The sequence below is a fragment of the uncultured Nitrosomonas sp. genome, from assembly GCF_902826915.1.
Lineage (GTDB): Bacteria > Pseudomonadota > Gammaproteobacteria > Burkholderiales > Nitrosomonadaceae > Nitrosomonas.
On record NZ_CADEGP010000003.1, the window covers coordinates 21,759 to 39,520 of the forward strand.

The 17,762-nt window shown below is 49.7% G+C and carries 11 protein-coding genes and 1 pseudogene; 5 read left to right on the top strand and 7 right to left on the bottom strand.

Annotated features, from left to right (window positions below):
* Positions 1-92 precede the first annotated feature (92 nt).
* Positions 93-743 carry a class I SAM-dependent methyltransferase gene (locus QZV86_RS00900; protein WP_295623400.1) on the bottom strand — a complete coding sequence of 217 codons (651 nt, stop codon included), beginning with the start codon at positions 741-743 and terminating at the stop codon, positions 93-95.
* 230 nt (positions 744-973) lie between these two features.
* On the opposite strand from QZV86_RS00900, the pseudogene hsdR reads away from it, so the two are divergent.
* From hsdR to QZV86_RS00925, 5 genes and pseudogenes are all read left to right on the top strand, one after another.
* A pseudogene (hsdR, locus tag QZV86_RS00905) lies at positions 974-2,761 on the top strand (EcoAI/FtnUII family type I restriction enzme subunit R); the annotation flags it as partial.
* 17 nt (positions 2,762-2,778) lie between these two features.
* A complete protein-coding gene (locus tag QZV86_RS00910; RefSeq protein WP_295623402.1) occupies positions 2,779-3,174 on the top strand; it encodes a DUF559 domain-containing protein in 396 nt (131 codons plus the stop codon).
* Between the two features lie 18 nt (positions 3,175-3,192).
* A complete protein-coding gene (locus tag QZV86_RS00915) occupies positions 3,193-5,061 on the top strand; it encodes a restriction endonuclease subunit S (protein ID WP_295623403.1) in 1,869 nt (622 codons plus the stop codon).
* Positions 5,062-5,069: 8 nt separating this feature from the next.
* On the top strand, positions 5,070-5,219 hold the full coding sequence (locus QZV86_RS00920; protein WP_295623404.1) for a hypothetical protein: 150 nt from the start codon (positions 5,070-5,072) through the stop codon (positions 5,217-5,219).
* Positions 5,220-5,227: 8 nt separating this feature from the next.
* Positions 5,228-6,082 (top strand): hypothetical protein, encoded by an 855-nt coding sequence (locus tag QZV86_RS00925; RefSeq protein WP_295623405.1) that lies wholly within the window; start codon positions 5,228-5,230, stop codon positions 6,080-6,082.
* 56 nt (positions 6,083-6,138) lie between these two features.
* Here QZV86_RS00925 and QZV86_RS00930 read toward each other — a convergent pair whose 3' ends face one another.
* The 6 genes from QZV86_RS00930 to QZV86_RS00955 form a co-directional block, all read right to left on the bottom strand.
* Entirely contained in the window at positions 6,139-8,679 is a 2,541-nt protein-coding gene (locus tag QZV86_RS00930; protein WP_295623406.1) for a S8 family serine peptidase, read from the bottom strand.
* 701 nt (positions 8,680-9,380) lie between these two features.
* Entirely contained in the window at positions 9,381-12,512 is a 3,132-nt protein-coding gene (locus tag QZV86_RS00935) for a CusA/CzcA family heavy metal efflux RND transporter (protein ID WP_295623407.1), read from the bottom strand.
* Between the two features lie 12 nt (positions 12,513-12,524).
* Positions 12,525-14,099: an efflux RND transporter periplasmic adaptor subunit gene (locus QZV86_RS00940; protein ID WP_295623408.1), complete on the bottom strand. Its 1,575-nt coding sequence runs from the start codon at positions 14,097-14,099 to the stop codon at positions 12,525-12,527.
* A gap of 20 nt (positions 14,100-14,119) precedes the next feature.
* Entirely contained in the window at positions 14,120-15,466 is a 1,347-nt protein-coding gene (locus QZV86_RS00945) for a TolC family protein (protein ID WP_295623409.1), read from the bottom strand.
* A 208-nt stretch (positions 15,467-15,674) separates the two neighbouring features.
* Complete coding sequence (locus tag QZV86_RS00950) at positions 15,675-16,055, bottom strand: hypothetical protein (RefSeq protein ID WP_295623410.1); 381 nt, start codon at positions 16,053-16,055, stop codon at positions 15,675-15,677.
* 62 nt (positions 16,056-16,117) lie between these two features.
* A complete protein-coding gene (locus QZV86_RS00955; RefSeq protein WP_295623411.1) occupies positions 16,118-17,716 on the bottom strand; it encodes a hypothetical protein in 1,599 nt (532 codons plus the stop codon).
* Between the last annotated feature and the right edge of the window lie 46 nt (positions 17,717-17,762).

Genomic DNA, 17,762 nt, shown 5'->3' on the forward strand with positions numbered 1-17,762 from the left:
CTAAATGGCATATCGGCTTCTTATTTGAAAAGCCGCTAGATTAACAAATTCTTTCTGCCAGGATCATTTGTTTGAAAAACGCGCCACGGATCTTAGGCGGCTGGTCTAACGGCACGGTATAGCGCAATCGTGCCCGCAACGGTGCGATGATGCGTAATTGCTGCAACCGGATGAAATCCGGCATTTGCCATAAAAACTGGCAATAGCCCCCGAACGTTATCGTGTATCTCTTCGAACCAGCGCATTAGCCAGGAAATCAACCCCATGCCGAAATCATGCGGCTCGCCAAAATCCACCACATGCAGCATGCCGCCGGGTTTTAGTACGCGCAATGCCTCCCGCAGCATAAGTTGCTTGTCTTGCCGCGTCAAATGGTGCAGCAACAGGCTGGCGCACACATGGTCAAAGCTTTGGTCCGGGTAAGGCAAACTGGTGGCTGCGCCCTGCTGCCACAGAATGTTTTGCCCGGCCCTTTTGGCTTTTCGTTGTGCAATCTGCAAGATTCCAACATCAATATCCAATCCATGAATAGCAACGCTCGGGTGAGCCTGTTTAATCAATAATGTGAGCGTTCCCGTACCGCAACCGACATCCAGCACGGTTTGTTCAGACTGGATATGGGCCTGTGCAATCAAGTTTGCATGAATTCCCGATTCCGGGAAAAACCATCGCATCATGGGATCGTACCAGCGCGTCAGCCAGTGATAATGCAAGGCCGGGATGTAACCAGAGTGCTTTTTCATGATGATAAATTTTTCATCTTTACTTTTTTATCCTAAAAATTGCATAAAGGGAATCAGCTTCCATCCCGAGCATGCACTGTCCACGCTACCAACATCTGATCGGAAATCCATAGTGATAGCCAATTTAAAACTGATATGCTTTAATCCTCAGCCTACTATTTCAGATTCCTAGTCTTGCTAGCTTAGCAATAAATATCATTGAACAAAAATAAAACAACCATCCGACAAGCATGAGCGACAAAAAAAGCCTTTCAGAACGCGATATCTGCACCCAATACATCACGCCCGCCATTATCAGGGCCGGCTGGGATTTGCACAGCCAGATCCGGGAGGAAGTCAGTTTCACCAAAGGACGTATCATCGTGCGCGGCAAGTTGCATGCGCGGGGAGAGCAGAAACGCGCCGACTATATTCTGTACTATAAACCCAGTATTCCACTGGCTGTGATTGAGGCCAAGGAAAACAGTTGCAGCGTAGGGGCCGGTATGCAGCAAGCGTTAAATTATGCTGACACGCTGGGCGTACCTCTTGTATTCAGCTCCAATGGCGATGGTTTCCTGCTGCATGATCGCACCGGACTAGCCACTCAGATCGAGCAAGTGCTGACGCTGGATGAGTTTCCATCCCCGGCACAACTGTGGCAGCGCTATTGCCAGTGGAAAGGACTGGGAACAGCCGAGGCGCGCCATACGGTCGAAATGTCTTATTTTGATGATGGCACCGTCCGTGCCCCACGTTATTACCAGGCCAATGCCATCAACCACGCCGTGGAAGCAGTGGCAAAAGGCCAGCAACGCATTTTATTGGTCATGGCCACCGGCACGGGCAAAACGTACACGGCATTTCAGATCATCTGGCGGCTGTGGAAATCCGGCACGAAAAAACGCATCCTGTTTCTCGCCGACCGCAATATTCTGGTCGATCAAACCAAGAATAACGATTTCAAACCATTTGGCGCAGCGATGACCAAGATCAGCAGACGCCAGATCGACAAAAGCTATGAAATTTACCTGTCGCTTTATCAAGCTGTGACCGGCAGCGAAGAAGAACAAAACATCTACAAGCAATTCTCGCCGGATTTCTTCGACCTGATTGTGATTGACGAGTGCCATCGCGGCAGCGCCGCGGAAGATCCCGCCTGGCGCGAGATTCTGGATTACTTTTCCTCCGCGGCGCATATCGGTTTAACCGCTACGCCGAAAGAAACCCGCGAGGTTTCCAGCATTCATTACTTTGGCGATCCGGTCTATAGCTACACGCTGAAACAAGGCATTGAGGATGGTTTTCTGGCGCCCTACAAAGTCGTGCGCATTGATATCGACAAAGACCTGCAAGGCTGGCGCCCCAGCAAAGGCCAAACCGACAAGCATGGCGAGACGATTGGAGACCGCATCTACAACCTGAACGACATGGATCGCACACTGGTGCTGGAACAGCGCACCGAACTGGTAGCGTGGAAAATCACCGAATTTCTGACGGCAATCGATCCTTACGCCAAGACCATTGTATTCTGTGACGACATCGACCACGCCGAGCGCATGCGCCAGGCTCTGGTGAATCTCAATCCCGAGCAGGTCAGGAAAAACCGCAAATACGTCATGCGCATTACCGGCGATGATATCGAAGGCAAGGCCGAATTGGACAATTTTATCAACCCGGAAGAGCGTTATCCGGTGATCGCCACCACTTCCAAGCTGATGACCACCGGCGTCGACGCGCAAACCTGCAAACTGGTGGTGCTGGATCAGCACATCAAATCGATGACCGAATTCAAGCAAATCATCGGGCGCGGCACCCGCATTAACGAAGATTATGGCAAGTTCTGGTTCACCATCATGGACTTCAAGAAAGCAACCGAGCTATTTGCCGACAAGGATTTTGACGGTGAACCGGTGATGATTTATCAACCGGGAATCAATGAATCCCCCGTGCCACCCGATCAGGAATACGGCATGCCATTTGATGAATCAGGCACACCCCTTCCCCCCTTAGAAAAAGGGGGGAAGGGGGGATTCAAAATGGAAGATTAAGGATTATGCAACCCTACAAATCAACCCTAAAACCTTTCGCGCGCAACCTCCGCAACAACATGACCGACGCCGAACAATTGCTCTGGTCAAAATTACGCCGCAAGCAAATTCTGGGCGTGCAATTCTATCGCCAGAAGCCCCTGGCCAACTACATCGTCGATTTCTATTGCGCAGCAGCTAATCTCGTTATCGAACTGGACGGCTCGCAGCATTTTGAACCGGACCACCAAGCCAGCGATGCGGAGCGAGATCGTGCGCTGGAATCCATCGGTTTGATAGTATTGCGCTTTGATAACCGGCAAGTTATGCAGGAATTGGATGCGGTGATGCAGGTGATTTTTGAGGCGATGGAGAAGAAAATCCCCCCTAGCCCCCCTTTCTCAAAGGGGGGTGGAGTATGAGCGCTGAAACTCCGGGAATTGCTTCTGACAAAAATCGGGACACTAAAACACCCCCCACGCGCCCCTCAACCACCATCCCCCCCCTTAGAAAAAGGGGGGCTAGGGGGGATTAGGGGGATTCACCACCTCGACATCTGGGCCAGCGCCGAAACAGAAAAGAAATCTGGCCGTGGCCGCAGCGGCGGAAATGGCATCAGCGTGTACGGCATCCGGAAATTGCGCGAGCTGATTCTGGAACTAGCCGTTCGCGGCCAATTGGTGCCGCAAGATCCAAATGATGAACCGGCTGGTGAATTGCTCAAGCGCATACACGCGGAAAAGACTAGGTTGATCGCTGAGGGGAAAATCAAAAAAGATAAGCCATTGCCGCCGATAAGCAATGAGGAAAAGCTGTTTGAATTGCCGCAGGGGTGGGAGTGGGTGCAGTTTGGTGATCTTGTTTTAAGCATCCTGAGTGGTGGAACGCCAAGTAAAAATAAACTTGAATTCTGGAATGGTGATATTCCCTGGGCGAGTGTAAAGGATTTGAATGTCGAGAAGTTTCTTAAAAAAACGCAAGATCACATAACACCAGAAGGCCTTGAGTCTGGTAGTAAACTTGCAAATAAAGGGGATTTGTTAATTTGTACCCGAATGGGTTTGGGCAAGATAGCAATTGCCGCAATTGATGTAGCAATAAATCAAGACCTGAAAGCACTAAAAATTACTTCGTTTCTTAATGTTGACTATTTCATCAATTTTTACAATACGCTAAATATTATTGGTAGTGGAATGACAGTTTCCGGTATCAGGCAAGATGAATTGTTGGGTTATTTTGTACCAATGCCACCTCTCTCCGAACAACACCGCATCGTCGCCAAAGTCGATGAGCTGATGGCGTTATGTGATCAACTGGGAACGCAGCACAACAACGCTGCCGAAGCCCACAAGAAACTGGTGAATCACCTGCTCGGCACATTGACCCAATCGCACAGCGCAGATGACTTCAGCGCCAACTGGCAACGCATTGCTGTGCATTTCGAGTCGCTGTTCATCACCGAAACCAGCATCGACGCGCTCAAACAAACCCTGCTGCAACTGGCGGTAATGGGCAAACTCGTTCCGCAAGATCCGAACGATGAACCCGCCAGCGAATTGCTCAAGCGCATCCAAGCGGAAAAAGCCAGGTTGATCGCTGAGAGGAAGATCAAGAAAGGCAAATCCCCCCTACCCCCCCTTTTACCAAGGGGGGAAACAGGCTCAGTTGCAGCAACATCAATCAATCCCACTACGACTACACTTTCTAACCCCCCTCTTTCTAATTCCACCCTTAACCCTATCCCTAATCCTAATCCTAATCCTAATCCTAATCCTAATCCTAATCCCCCCTTTGAAAAAGGGGGGCCGGGGGGGATTCAACGAGGAATTTCCGAGGAAGAAAAGCCGTTTGAATTGCCGATTGGATGGGAGATAATCAGACTTGGTGAATTGGTTAAAAAAAGTGGAGCAGGTTGGAGTCCAAACTGTGAAGATCACCCTCGTTACGAGAATGACTGGGGAGTATTAAAAGTTAGTGCAGTGTCTTGGGGAAAGTTTCTGCCGGATGAGAATAAGGCACTTCCAAAATTACTAGATGCTCGATTGGATTGCGTAGTTGAAACTGGCGATTTTCTTGTGTCTCGCGCCAATACCGCTGAGCTAGTGGCAAGAAGTGTTGTAGTAGAAGATTGTCCTCCGAATTTAATGCTATCAGATAAGATTGTTAGGCTACGGCTTTCATTGTTTTGTGATAGTCGATTTATCAATATCGCAAATTCAGCATCATTTGCTCGCAACTACTATTCACGATTTGCAGGTGGAACAAGTAGCTCAATGAAAAATGTTACAAGAGAGCAGATTTTAATTTGATAATTGCTTTGCCCCCTCTCCCCGAACAACACCGCATCGTCGCCAAAGTCGACGAACTCATGACCCTGTGCGATCAACTCAAATCCACCATCACACAAGCCCGTGGGTTGAAGCAAAAACTGGCCGATGTGATTGTCGAACAGGCAGTTTCATCCTGAGCCAATGTATGCGCAGCACTCAACTTGCCCTGTTCACACTCGCCAGCGGTCGATCCGGCACGAGTTATCTGGCTGATTTCTTCACCAAGAACATCACGCACTGCTACAGCACCCACGAGCCTTATTTCACGTTCGGCAATCCGACGCTGTTTGGCCAGCCCATCGCGTGGAATACGCAGCATAACGACGGCGCCCTATTGCCGGTGCTGGAGCGCAAATGCCGTTTTATCGCCAGCCGCAAAGAACCGTTTTATTTTGAATCCAATCATGCTTTCCTGAAAACGTTTAACCGCCATGCCGGAACGCTGCTGAACAATCCGGGTTTTATCCATCTGGTGCGCGATCCATTGCGGGTGGCGAAAAGCGAATATGTGCGCGAGCGGATGATACGCCAGCTGCGTGTTCCGTTTGCCGATTATACGGACGATACCGGCGAACGCTTGTTCCGCTGGGCATTGACCGGGCAAGAAGAGGTGTTCCGGCACTATCCGCCATCGCTCACCCGCTTGCAGTTTTATGCATTACAGTGGCTGGAGATCGAGCATCGGGCGATGCAATTGATTCAAGACCATCACTGGCAAGACCGGGTGTTTTTTATCGATGTCGATGTGGATTTGAAGCGGGAAGCGGTGTTAAAAGATATGATCCGATTTTTTGATTTGCCGCATCAACCGACCTTTAAAATGAACCTGCGCCGCAACCAAACCCCGTTTATCGGCCCGACCCTCGTCACGCAGCAGGATAAACAGGAATTCCAGGCAATTGCGCGCAATTTGCCCGAGCGTTATAAAACGCTGCTGCAGAATCAGCCCTATCGTGATTGCAGCTGGTTCACCGAAGTGAATCGGCTCATGACCAGTTAATACAGTCCGGTAGCACCTATTCTCACTACCGGACTGAAAAAAACCGGCTTCCTAGACTATTCCTTCAAAAGCCAGATATTCTGGTTAAAGGAGCCAAAAAAGAATGATTGATCAAAACCACTCATAATGACCATCGCTTTGCATACATTACAAACTGTTCCTGTAGCCGTATACAACATAGGTCCGTTAATAGCTTCTTTCCAGGTACTGCCGTTAAAGTATTCACCCGTTGTATTCTGGTTTGAACCAAATAAAACGTGATCCTTACCTTTGAAAAAAGCATGCGCAGAGCCTGCGCGAGAACGGTTCAGATTAGATACGAGCTGCCAAGTATCGGATACCGTATCGTAAACCTCGACAATGCTCTGCTCACAACCAAAAAATGAACAGGCAAAACCACCAGCAACCGTTACTGTACTACTACCCGGTGCCGAGGTTGCAGCGGCATAAGCAGTAGGCGTTCCTTTTCCCGCGCCGGATGACCATTGATTGTTTGCAGGATCATAGATATAAGTTGTATTTGTCGTTCCAAAAAAACCATTAAGACCGCCAAAAACATACAGTTTGCCATTTACGGCTACAACTGCAGACTGCATCAATGGTTCAGGCAGCGAAGCGCCCGCTTGCCAGGTTTTGCTGACTGTATCGAATATTTGCAGGCTATTGGAAATAATCCCCAAAGACGGATTATATCCCCCGACAACATAAACTTTGGAAGCAATAGCTGCAGAACCTGTGTTGCTCAGAGGTATTGGCATCGACCATTGAGAATTTATCGTTGAAGTAAACGTAGGCAGATTCACCGATTCAACAATACCGGTAATGCCCCAAGGCGCCTCTCCACCAACAATCCAATACTTACTGCCCACGCGGGCACCACTTGCCCAAGCACGCGGTATTATTGTTTGCCCAACCAGACTCGGTTTGAACGACACACTAAAGCATGCGCCACTATCGCTAATGTTGCTATCTGCTCTGATTACTTTCAGCTTTCCTATACCCAAGCTGTTTAGGCCTAACTTAGCCCTGATGGTTGTATTCGACCAGCTCAAGACTGTCAGGGATGTGCCATTAAAATCAACACTACCGGAAGTTGCGCCAAAATTATGACCCGTTATGGTAATGGTATCACCCGGCGCAGCTGAAGGAGGCGAAGTACTCCAGATTGTGGGTTCGTTCATGGCTTCTGGTTTTAGGGCTTTAAACAAGTTGGCCCGGCCCTGGCTTACGCTGCGTCTGCTCATTGCAGCAGGTTGATCGACGCTATTCATCAACGCACTTTTAACCGATCGCCAATTTTTACCAGGATTCTGGGACCAGATCATAGCAGCCATGCCGCTAATATGCGGCGTTGCCATTGACGTTCCCGAGAGGTAATTATAATTGTTATCGGGCATCGTGCTTAGAATATCTTCACCCGGCGCAAACACGTCAACACTACTACAGCCGTAATTGGAAAAGAAAGACGGATCGTCGTTCGAATTGGAAGCTCCCACCGAAATAACATTATCCACTTTATAACCGGCAGGATAGACAGTAATATTGTCGGTATCCATTCCTTCATTGCCCGCCGCCGCAATAAATAGCACTCCTAAACCTTTAGCCAGTGTAATGGTATCGAAAAGCGCTTGCGAATATTCACCGCCACCCCAGCTATTGCTCAGAATCATGCGAGGATAGTTATTATTTATTTTGGTAACCAATGCATAGTTAATAACTTCGATTGCACCTGATACGAAACCAAAACCGCCCGAACAAAGAAACTTGAGGGCCATAATATTGGTTTTCCAGGCTACTCCTGCTACACCGATTCCATTATTGCCCTTAGCGCCGATGGTTCCACTGACATGGGTACCGTGAAAATGATCGTCCATAGGGTCAGCATCGCCATTGCAAGTATCTATTCCGTGAACATCATCGATCCAGCCGTTTCCGTCATCGTCAATGCCATTTCCGGGAATTTCCTTTGGGTTTTTCCACATATTGGGAATTAAATCCGCATGCGTATAATCTACCCCGGTATCGACTACCCCTATAATGACTTTACTGGCATCTGTCCGGGTATTCCAAGCTTCCGGCGCATCAATGTCAGCATCCGGTATACCGAATGCCTGGCCGGTATTGTTTAATCCCCACAAATCGGAGAAATTGGGATCATTGGGTGTCGCAATCGCACGCACCTTGTAATCCGGTTCGGCATATTGCACATTATTATTGCGATATAGCATTTCAATTGCTTTGCCAACCGCCAGCGGTGTTTGAACAACATGCACACCCATATTGGCAAAGCTTTTTATAACTTTGCCCTGAACACTATTGAGTGCCGATAATTCACCTTGACTCAGACTCTCTACAGCATCGGTCGATACTTGAGAGGCATTGGCATTGACAGTCGTCTGGCTCTTGAATTTAACAAGAATTCTGTGCTCAGCAAACTCGATCTTGCTTTTTGTAGGAGCACCTGATGACTGATCTATGGCCTGAGCCGTGAAATTAGGTACACTGTTTTGCGATGGCAAAGATATACTTTGAGCATAAGTCAAAGCATGAATACTACCGACCAGCGTAATAAAAGCCAGCATTTTTATCAGATTCATAAAACTCCCTTCGAAAGATAGCATCGGTGCAAATAAGCCATTCAACTTGAATTACTTGCAATAAAATTAACAAAAGATACAAAAGCTTTTTTACAGCCAACAAGTAGTTGATGTCTCGATCCTTTCTCCCTTTATGCAGTTGATGAAATTAAGCTGAACGCATTTCGTTGCCGTTAATTTTTGGAGTTAGAAATGTAAAAACCATCTTTGTAGAATAAAATGATTTGACAATGAACTCACACTGCTGAGTCTCAATGGAACATACTCGCAGAACTTCGTAAGACTTTATATAATTTTGGGTAAACAAGATATTCTATTTAATAATTAACGCATTAACTAAATATTCTCATTATTGATGATAACTAAAGGTTGGCAATTCATAGAGAATTCGCAAAAATTATTCTTGTTTGCCTATAGTGGATATGAAAACATCTTTTCGTGTAGTTGAACTGTGATTTTTCTCACATGGTTGATCAAATAGTTCTATTTATCAATTTTTAACGAAGATCTTTTAAACAAAAACGTGAATACTGTTGCAAAAAAGTTGCTTATTCAGCTTGAACTAGACCTAATTTGGTAATCGGTTTAACCACATGAAGAACACTGACTGAAATATACAGCGTACTCAAAACGTAGCGTAATCCGTTAATTGGCATCTGCGCATATATCATTCGGTGCATTGCGCTACGCTTAATAACCTTCTATCTGCTTTTACACTCCGCACGCCGCAATGGAACTTCCTTGACCACCGCATACACTGCCGGAAAAATGATCAATGTCAGGATCATCGCGGAAACCATGCCCCCGACCATCGGCGCCGCGATGCGGCGCATCACTTCGGAGCCGGTGCCGGTGCTGAGCATGACCGGCAGCAGGCCGACCACGCTGCCGGCGATGGTCATCATCACCGGACGGATGCGGTAAACAGCACCTTGCACCACGGCGTCGTACAAATCGTTGAGGGTTATCTGTTCAGCAATCGCTTTACGTTGCCGGACAATGGTGGCGAACGCTTGATCGATGAAGGTCAGCATCACCATGCCGGATTCCGCGGCGATGCCGATCAGGCCGATGAAACCGACCGCGGCGGCAATGCTCAGGTTGTAATCGAGCCAGTACATCAGCCAGATGCCACCGACCAACGAGAACGGTATCGACAGCATCACGATCAGCGTTTCGGTCAAGCGGCCGAAATTCAGGTAAACCAGCAGAAACACCAGCGATAGGGTCAGCGGAATCACTAGTTTCAATTTTTCGGTGGCACGCTGCATGTATTCAAACTGACCGCTCCAGGTTGCATAGTATCCCGGCGGGAATTGTACCTGCTGTTGCACGGCTTGTTGCGCATCGGCGATATAACCGCCGATGTCACGGTCGCGGATGTCGATGAAGATGTAAGCCGAGAGCAGCGCGTTTTCGGTACGGATACTGGGCGGCCCTTGCACCAGCTTGACTTGCGCCAATTGACCCAATGGAATCATGGTGCCGCCCATCGCGGGCACCAGCACTTGCGTGGCAATGGCTTGCGGGTCGCTGCGCAGTTCGCGCGGATAGCGGATCGCCACGTCAAAGCGCTCGCGGCCTTCCACCGTGGTGGTAATCACTTCCCCGCCCAATGCCACGGAAATCACTTCGAGCAGATCACCCACCGCCAGGCCGTAGCGCGCCAATGCCAGCCGGTCCGGCTCGATATCCAGATAATAACCGCCGGTGATGCGCTCGGCGTAAGCGCTGGTAGTGCCGGGTACGGTTTTCACCACGGCTTCGATTTGCCGTGCGATGGCTTCGATTTCAGTTAAATCATTGCCGAATACCTTGATCCCGACCGGGGTGCGGATGCCGGTGGCGAGCATGTCGATGCGATTTTTGATCGGCATGGTCCAGGCATTCGCGACACCAGGGATTTGCAGCGCTTGATCGAGTTCAGCAATTAGTTGGTCGATGGTCATGCCGGGACGCCATTCACGCTCCGGTTTCAGATTGATGATGGTTTCAGTCATTTCCAGTGGCGCCGGATCGGTCGCTGTATCAGCGCGTCCCGCTTTGCCGAATACCGAGGCCACTTCCGGAAAATTCATGATGATTTTGTTTTGTGTCTGCATCGTTTCCGCCGCCTTGGTCACTGAAATGCCCGGCAACGTGACGGGCATGTACAGCAACGTACCCTCGTTTAATGTCGGCATGAATTCGGTGCCCAGCCGCATGGCCGGATAAACCGTCACAGCCAGCACGCCCAATGCAATCACCAGGATGGATTTTTTCCAGCGCATCACGCCAGCGACAACCGGTTGATAGCCGCGAATCATCAAGCGGCCCAGTAGATTGTCTTGCTCACGCGGAATGCGGCCACGGATCAACAGCAGTATCAGCACCGGAACCAGCGTAATCGATAGAACGGCTGCACCGGCCATGGCAAAGGTTTTGGTATACGCGAGCGGCTGGAACATGCGCCCTTCCTGCGCTTCCAGCGCGAACACCGGCAGAAACGACACCGTGATGATTAACAAGCTGAAAAACAATGACGGCCCGACTTCCTTGCACGCGGCGATAACCGCATCGGTGCGCGATTCTCCCGGTTTAAGCCGCGCCAGATGCTTATGCGCATTTTCCACCATGACAATGGCGGCGTCCGTCATTTCCGCAATCGCTAAGGCTATTCCGGCCAGGCTCATGATATTGGAGTTAATGCCTAGTTGCGCCATGGCAATAAACGCAATCAGCACGCCGATGGGCAACATGATGATCGCCACCAGCGCGCTGCGCACGTGCATCAGAAATACCGCGCACACCAATGCCACGATGATGATCTGCTCGATGAATACTTCCTGCAGTGTCGCAATGGCGCGGTGGATCAGTTCCGAACGGTTGTATACCGATTCGACCGAAACATCCTGCGGCAAACCGGATTTGATCTGGTCAATTTTTGCTTCGAGATCGTGAATGACATCCAGTGCATTCTCGCCATAACGTGCCACCGCGATGCCGGAAACCGCCTCCCCTTCACCGTTCAGCTCGGTGATGCCGCGCCGTTCGCTGGGTACCAGTTCCACGCGGGCAATATCCCGCAACAACACAGGCATGCCGACATGCGCCCGCACCACCAGATTCTCCAGATCGCTGATACTTTGCAGATAGCCCCGGCCACGCACCATGTATTCGGTTTCCGCCAATTCGATCACGCGCCCGCCGACATCGCGGTTGCTGGCGGCGATCACTTCAGTGATGCGTTTCAATGGGATATCATACGCTTGCAGGCGGCGCGGATCGACCGTGATCTGATAGGTTTTGACAAAGCCGCCGACACTGGCAATTTCGGATATGCCATGCGTGGTGGTGAGTTGATAGCGCAGAAACCAGTCCTGAATGGTGCGCAATTCGTCCAGCGTACGGTCTTTGGCAGTTACGATATACTGATAAATCCAACCGACGCCGGTGGCGTCCGGACCCAGCGCAGGGCGCACATCCTGCGGCAGTTGATTGGCTGCAAAACTCAAATACTCCAGCACGCGCGATCGCGCCCAGTAAATATCGGTGCCATCTTCAAAAATGACGTAAATGAACGAAACCCCAAAAGCCGATTGACCACGCACGACCTTTGCGCGTGGCACAGCCAGCATGGCGGTGGTGAGCGGATAAGTGACCTGATCCTCGACCACCTGTGGCGCCTGTCCAGGGTATTCGGTATAGATGATGACTTGCACATCGGACAAATCGGGAATCGCGTCAATCGGCATTTTCCATAGTGAGTAGATACCCCAACCGATGATGAACACGGTACTGAGCAATACCAGGAAAACATTACGGATCGACCATTCAATCACGTGCTTGAGCATGTCGATACCCTCCTAGTGATCGTGAAAAGTATCGGCTGGTTGAATGCGCACAATCACAAATTCACCAGCGGATTCCTCGGCGATTTCAAAAATGACTTTCTGCCCTGGCTTGAACGCTTGTAATAGCGCCGGTTCTTGAACGCGAAAATCCATTACCATAGCGGGCCACTGGAGGCTTGCTATCGGGCCGTGCGCAAGTGTGACCGTCGTATGCGCAAAATCAATCGCCTCAATGCTGCCTTCACCACGATATCGCACTTGTGAAGCAGACAAAACCGCTGAGCTGGATGCAATTTCCTGTTCACCGGACACTGGATAATACGAAGTATGGCCAAAACTGTTGAGCGCGCTTTTAAAGTTGCTTTCCGCGTCAATCAGAAAATTCGCCTTGACCACCACGGCCTCGCCAGCTCGAAGCCCACCCAGCACTTCGGCATAGCCATCGGCATGCATGCCCAGCTTTACCGTGCGCGGTTCATAGCGGCCGGCTCCCAAATCTACCAAGACCACGCGACGGGTTCCAGTATCCAGCACGGCCGAATCCGGTACGGTCAGCACTTTATTTTTACTATGAAACGATGCAAATTCGGCGCGTGCATACATGGCAGGCTTCAGTAGGCCATCAGGATTGGGCAGCACGATGCGTACGATGGCGGTGCGTGTCTCTGGCGTTACCGCCGGATAAATAAACGCCACTTCGCCGTTAAAAACCTTGTCGGGATAAGCATCCACGCGGATGGTCACGCGCTGGTCAGGATGAATCATGCTCAGATCCTGTTCGAATACATCGGCCAGCATCCACACGCTCGACAAATCGGCGATTTGGTACAGCGTTTCTCCCGGCATGAAACGTTGCCCTTCTATGGCTTTCTTTTCCAGCACCACGCCATCGGCTTGCGCACGCAATGTTAAGTACTGGCGGACTTCGCCGGTCTGCTGCAAACGTTGTAATTCAGTTTCCGCGACATCCCAGTTGCGCAGTTTTTGTAAGGCGCTGGTAACCAGCCGTTGCATTGCGGCGCGCACGTCCGGGTCACCGTCAGCGACCGATTGCAAGCCGCGCGCGGCAATCAAATATTCCTGCTGCGCGGCAATCAAATCAGGACTGTAGACATCCATCAGCGCATCGCCTTTTCTGACCGCTTGTCCCGTGGTATTAACGTATAACCGTTGTATCCAGCCCTCGAACTTGGTCACTACGGTGTATTGCTTGCGTTCATCGGTCTGCACTGTAGCCACCGCGCGCACAGTGCGTATCAGTTCGCGCAACTCCGCCTTTTCGGTGCGCACACCGAGTTTTTGTACTTTTTCAGTACTAATGGCCACAATGTTCTGATCCGATGGCTTTTCTTCGCCATCGTAAACCGGCAGATAATCCATTCCCATCGGATCTTTTTTGGGTACTGGAGAGGTATCGGGTAATCCCATTGGGTTGCGGTAATACAGAATCTTACGATCTCCTTTAGTTGCTACAGCTGCAGTTGTTGTTTCGGCAGTTTGTGATTGGGTATAACCCCACCAATAGCCTGCGGCCAGCATGGCTAATAGCGCGATTACGGATAAGACCTGCTTAATCATGGATGGCATGGGAAGCTCCTGGATAGTTATCAGTGCGCATGTTTCTTACCCACCAACCAATCAATCTCCGCCAGTGCTTTGTTGTAATTGGCAATTGCGGTGATGTGATTGGTTTCATAATCAAATACCGTCATCTGATTATCCAGCAGCGTCAGAAAATCAACCCGGCCTACCTGATAGGCAGCCAAAGCGGATTCAACCGTCAACCGTGCTTGCGGCAGAATGGTAGTGTGATAAAGTTTGACTGATTTCAGGCTTTGTTCGGCCATGGCAATTTGTTGCCGCAGTCTTGCTGTCACCTCGTTGCTTTGCGCCTGATACAGACTAGCTATCTGGTCACGTAGCGCTTGCGCTTCCAGGATACGCGGCTCGATTTTATTGCCGCGCCATACCGGCAGATTGACAGCCACCGTCATGCTGACCATATCGTCACGTCGGCTGCCATCCAGCATACTGTCGCGCTGGCCATACGAAAAACGCACATCGAGATCCGGGTAATAAGCTCGGCGCGCCAAATCAACGGATTTTTCATTGCGCGCAATCAGGCTTTGCAGTGCTAGCAGTTGCGGGCGCTGTGTCATGGCCTCTTGCTGCAGCACCTCTATAATCAAGGGCGTTTCCTGAAGGTGCAGCAGTGTTGGAACCAGCGCTTCGATCTGAGTGCTGCGTCCCAATGCGCGAATCAGTTCCGCTTCAAATACAGGCTGCTCACGCTCCAGTCCCAGCAATCGGTCCAGCATTCTTGAAACTTGTGTCTGCGCCTTCAGTACATCCGCCTGACTGCCTTGTCCTACTTGATAACGTTCTTCAGCAATGCGCAAAAAATATTCCAGCGTTTGCCGGTTTTTTTCAACCAATTGAATCATCTCGAACGTAAGGCCCAGACCAAAATAAGCCGTCTTCAGGTCGTGCACCACGCGGTTAATTGTTTCTTGATAGCCATATTCAATCGCCTGTGCATCCTTGCTGGCAACTTCCTTGCGCAAACCGCGTTTTCCCGGAAAAGGCAGACGCTGAGACAGGCCGATCATTTTCATCGTCATATCTTCACGGTTAAATGGCGACGACGCCAACGGCGCATTGATCACGCCTGCTTCGAGTATGGGATCATCCAGTGCCTCAGCCGGCACAATTCTTTGCTGTGCTGCTGTGCGTTCCTGTTGTGCCGCTCGGATTTCTGGATTGTTTTCCAGTGTTTCCCGAATCAGTCCGGGTAATAATGTGCTATTGCTCAAGTGCGATGTGGTTGCGGTTTTTTGCGCGACGGAGTGAGTAAACACGGTTGATCCGTTGTCGTTTGCTTTTCCCTCTGCCTGTGCGTGAGTTATTGCTGCAGTCACTGTCAACGCAATAACAATCATCCCAGCGCGATTCATGGTAGCCTCCAGATGAAGTTTTGATACTGTTGGTGCGTATGAATATCGAATAAAATTAACATTTAACCTCCTGGCAGGTAATTTCGTCTGTTCGATTGAAAATGAGCAGACACTGCAAATAGCTTGCGATATTGCACTTGCTACGCAATACGTATCAATGCACAGAAGCTATGCAAAAATCGCTCGTTTGCCGGAGCAACCGGCGGGATTACAGGAGATTGAGTAGTGGAGGGCGTTGTGGTTGTTCCGGATCAAACGACGTGAATCCGGAATTCAAAGAAATAACAGTAGAGGTGATTCCGATCAGCATCGGCACTGCATAACCCGACAGAATCGGCGTGCTGCTATAAACATTACAAGAAGTGTCGTCGCATGGCAGACTGGATAACACGTGATGAGTGGTGCCATCAGCCGTTTGCTTATGACAGCCGTCATGATGATGGCTGTCGATGGTTATCGCTGACTTGTCGGCTTGATTGTGAATATTTTTCTCCTGCACGCACACGGACAAAACAGCTGCTGCAGCACCTTGCAGAGGCAGCCACAGCATAAAAAAAACCAATAACCATTTGCAGTCGTATGCTTTCATGTTTTTATTATAAACAGTTTCCGAGTTTGGCAAAGAAAATCTTCAGTGCATTCCTGTCCCTATCAAAGCTGTTGATTGGATGCCGCCAATTGCTGATACTGCTGCTGATACCGATCGGCTTTCAGCTGATCCCCCGCAAGCTTTGCTGCCTGTGCTGCACGATAAATTCCATTGCGGCGATTGGGTGTGCGTATTAAAGAAGCTTCGAGTTCCTGCAGTGCTTCACTGGGCCGCTTCAGTTCAAGCAGCATTTCTCCCAGTAACTCTCTGGTGGGAACGATTGCACCTGGCGTGACATTGTCTTTTTCGGTTGAGTCTTCCAATTCAGCCGCAGCACGCATAAGTTTAACAGCATCTTCTGTTTCGCCTTTCGCGTGTGCTACCCATGCTGCAACTGTCAGACGCTGGATTTCGATTTGATCAGCGTTATAGTCTTTATTCGCAGTTCGATCGGCATCACGTAATGTTTCCAATCGCTGCAGACTGATTTGGGCGACAGCCATTTTTCCAGCTCTTGCCGCTCCCAAGCCACGAGCAAAGTGCGTGATGGCTTCGCACCAGCCAAATTGTTGCCACGGGAAATCGCTTGGGTCGACGTTGAGTTCAGCGGCCTCGTGCCATTGGGCACGTTCTATCGCATAGCGCGCTGGAATGGCTGCGTAGGCATAAGCAGTTGTGGTATTTTCCGGCTGCACTTTTTTAATCGATTGCAACTCTTGCAAGATTTTTTGAGCCTTTTCCGTCTCTCCGGTCTGGAGATAAGCGTAGATCGTGTAATCCATGAAGTGAAATTGCTGATCCCAGGTTGCGGTCAATGCGTTTTCTCGTGCATATTCTTTTGCTGCATGATGAGCTGCCAGGTTGGATTGTATTGCATCCTGCCAGTGGCCTAATCGAATGAAGATGTGCGATGGCATGTGCAACGCATGCGGCACTGCTGGTGCAATACGCGCATACGCCCGCGCTGCATTCAGTCCAAGCTCGGCCAGTTCGGGATAGTCGCTACTGTGGATAATGTAATGAATCACACCCGGATGATTCGGTTCATGCTCTAGTACCTTTTGCAGTAGATTCAATGCTTTTTTCTGATTGACAAAAGTCTTGTCACTGGGAGCAGCCGTAGAAATCAACGCCAAGGCATAAAACACGGTCGCTTCGCAATCATCCGGATTTTGCGTCATAACCCGCTTCATTGCGTTTTGATATGCCAGTTTCCTGGCACCGTAATTTGCTTTTTCGTCGACTTGATACAAAAGCTCAACGGCTTCAAGATAAGCAGCTTCCCTTTTCGTTTTAATCGCTTGCTTTCTTATTTGTTGTAATGCCTCTTGCCCTTTTTGCAATTCTGCTGCAACCGGAGGCGTTGCCCATAACTGATGATAAAGACTCATCGCAACGCCCCAGTAACCCATGACGCAGTCCGGATCAGTTGTGGTCACTTGACGAAATGCCTTTTCCGCCTCCTCATACCAGAATGAATGCAACATTGCCACGGCCTGATTAAATTGTGCTTGCGCCAACGATGTACATGAAACCGGGAAATTTACCTGGCCCAATTTCTCCTGATCGAAAGCGCCTGAATGATGATGACCCTCGTCCGCTTGTAGCGAACCAGCAAATAAAGTGACTGTGATGGTAATCATGGTTATGAATGTTTTCATGTAACACCTCTTTGTGAGGTCTCAATGTATTTAGGAAAATAGCATT

Bases quoted from the DNA above. Each gene is read 5' to 3' on its own strand.
- QZV86_RS00930 (WP_295623406.1), bottom strand. From the start codon at position 8,679: ATGAATCTGATAAAAATGCTGGCTTTTATTACGCTGGTCGGTAGTATT.
- QZV86_RS00900 (WP_295623400.1), bottom strand. From the start codon at position 743: ATGAAAAAGCACTCTGGTTACATCCCGGCCTTGCATTATCACTGGCTG.
- QZV86_RS00955 (WP_295623411.1), bottom strand. From the start codon at position 17,716: ATGAAAACATTCATAACCATGATTACCATCACAGTCACTTTATTTGCT.
- QZV86_RS00935 (WP_295623407.1), bottom strand. From the start codon at position 12,512: ATGCTCAAGCACGTGATTGAATGGTCGATCCGTAATGTTTTCCTGGTA.
- QZV86_RS00925 (WP_295623405.1), top strand. From the start codon at position 5,228: ATGCGCAGCACTCAACTTGCCCTGTTCACACTCGCCAGCGGTCGATCC.
- QZV86_RS00940 (WP_295623408.1), bottom strand. From the start codon at position 14,099: ATGCCATCCATGATTAAGCAGGTCTTATCCGTAATCGCGCTATTAGCC.
- QZV86_RS00950 (WP_295623410.1), bottom strand. From the start codon at position 16,055: ATGAAAGCATACGACTGCAAATGGTTATTGGTTTTTTTTATGCTGTGG.
- QZV86_RS00910 (WP_295623402.1), top strand. From the start codon at position 2,779: ATGCAACCCTACAAATCAACCCTAAAACCTTTCGCGCGCAACCTCCGC.
- QZV86_RS00945 (WP_295623409.1), bottom strand. From the start codon at position 15,466: ATGAATCGCGCTGGGATGATTGTTATTGCGTTGACAGTGACTGCAGCA.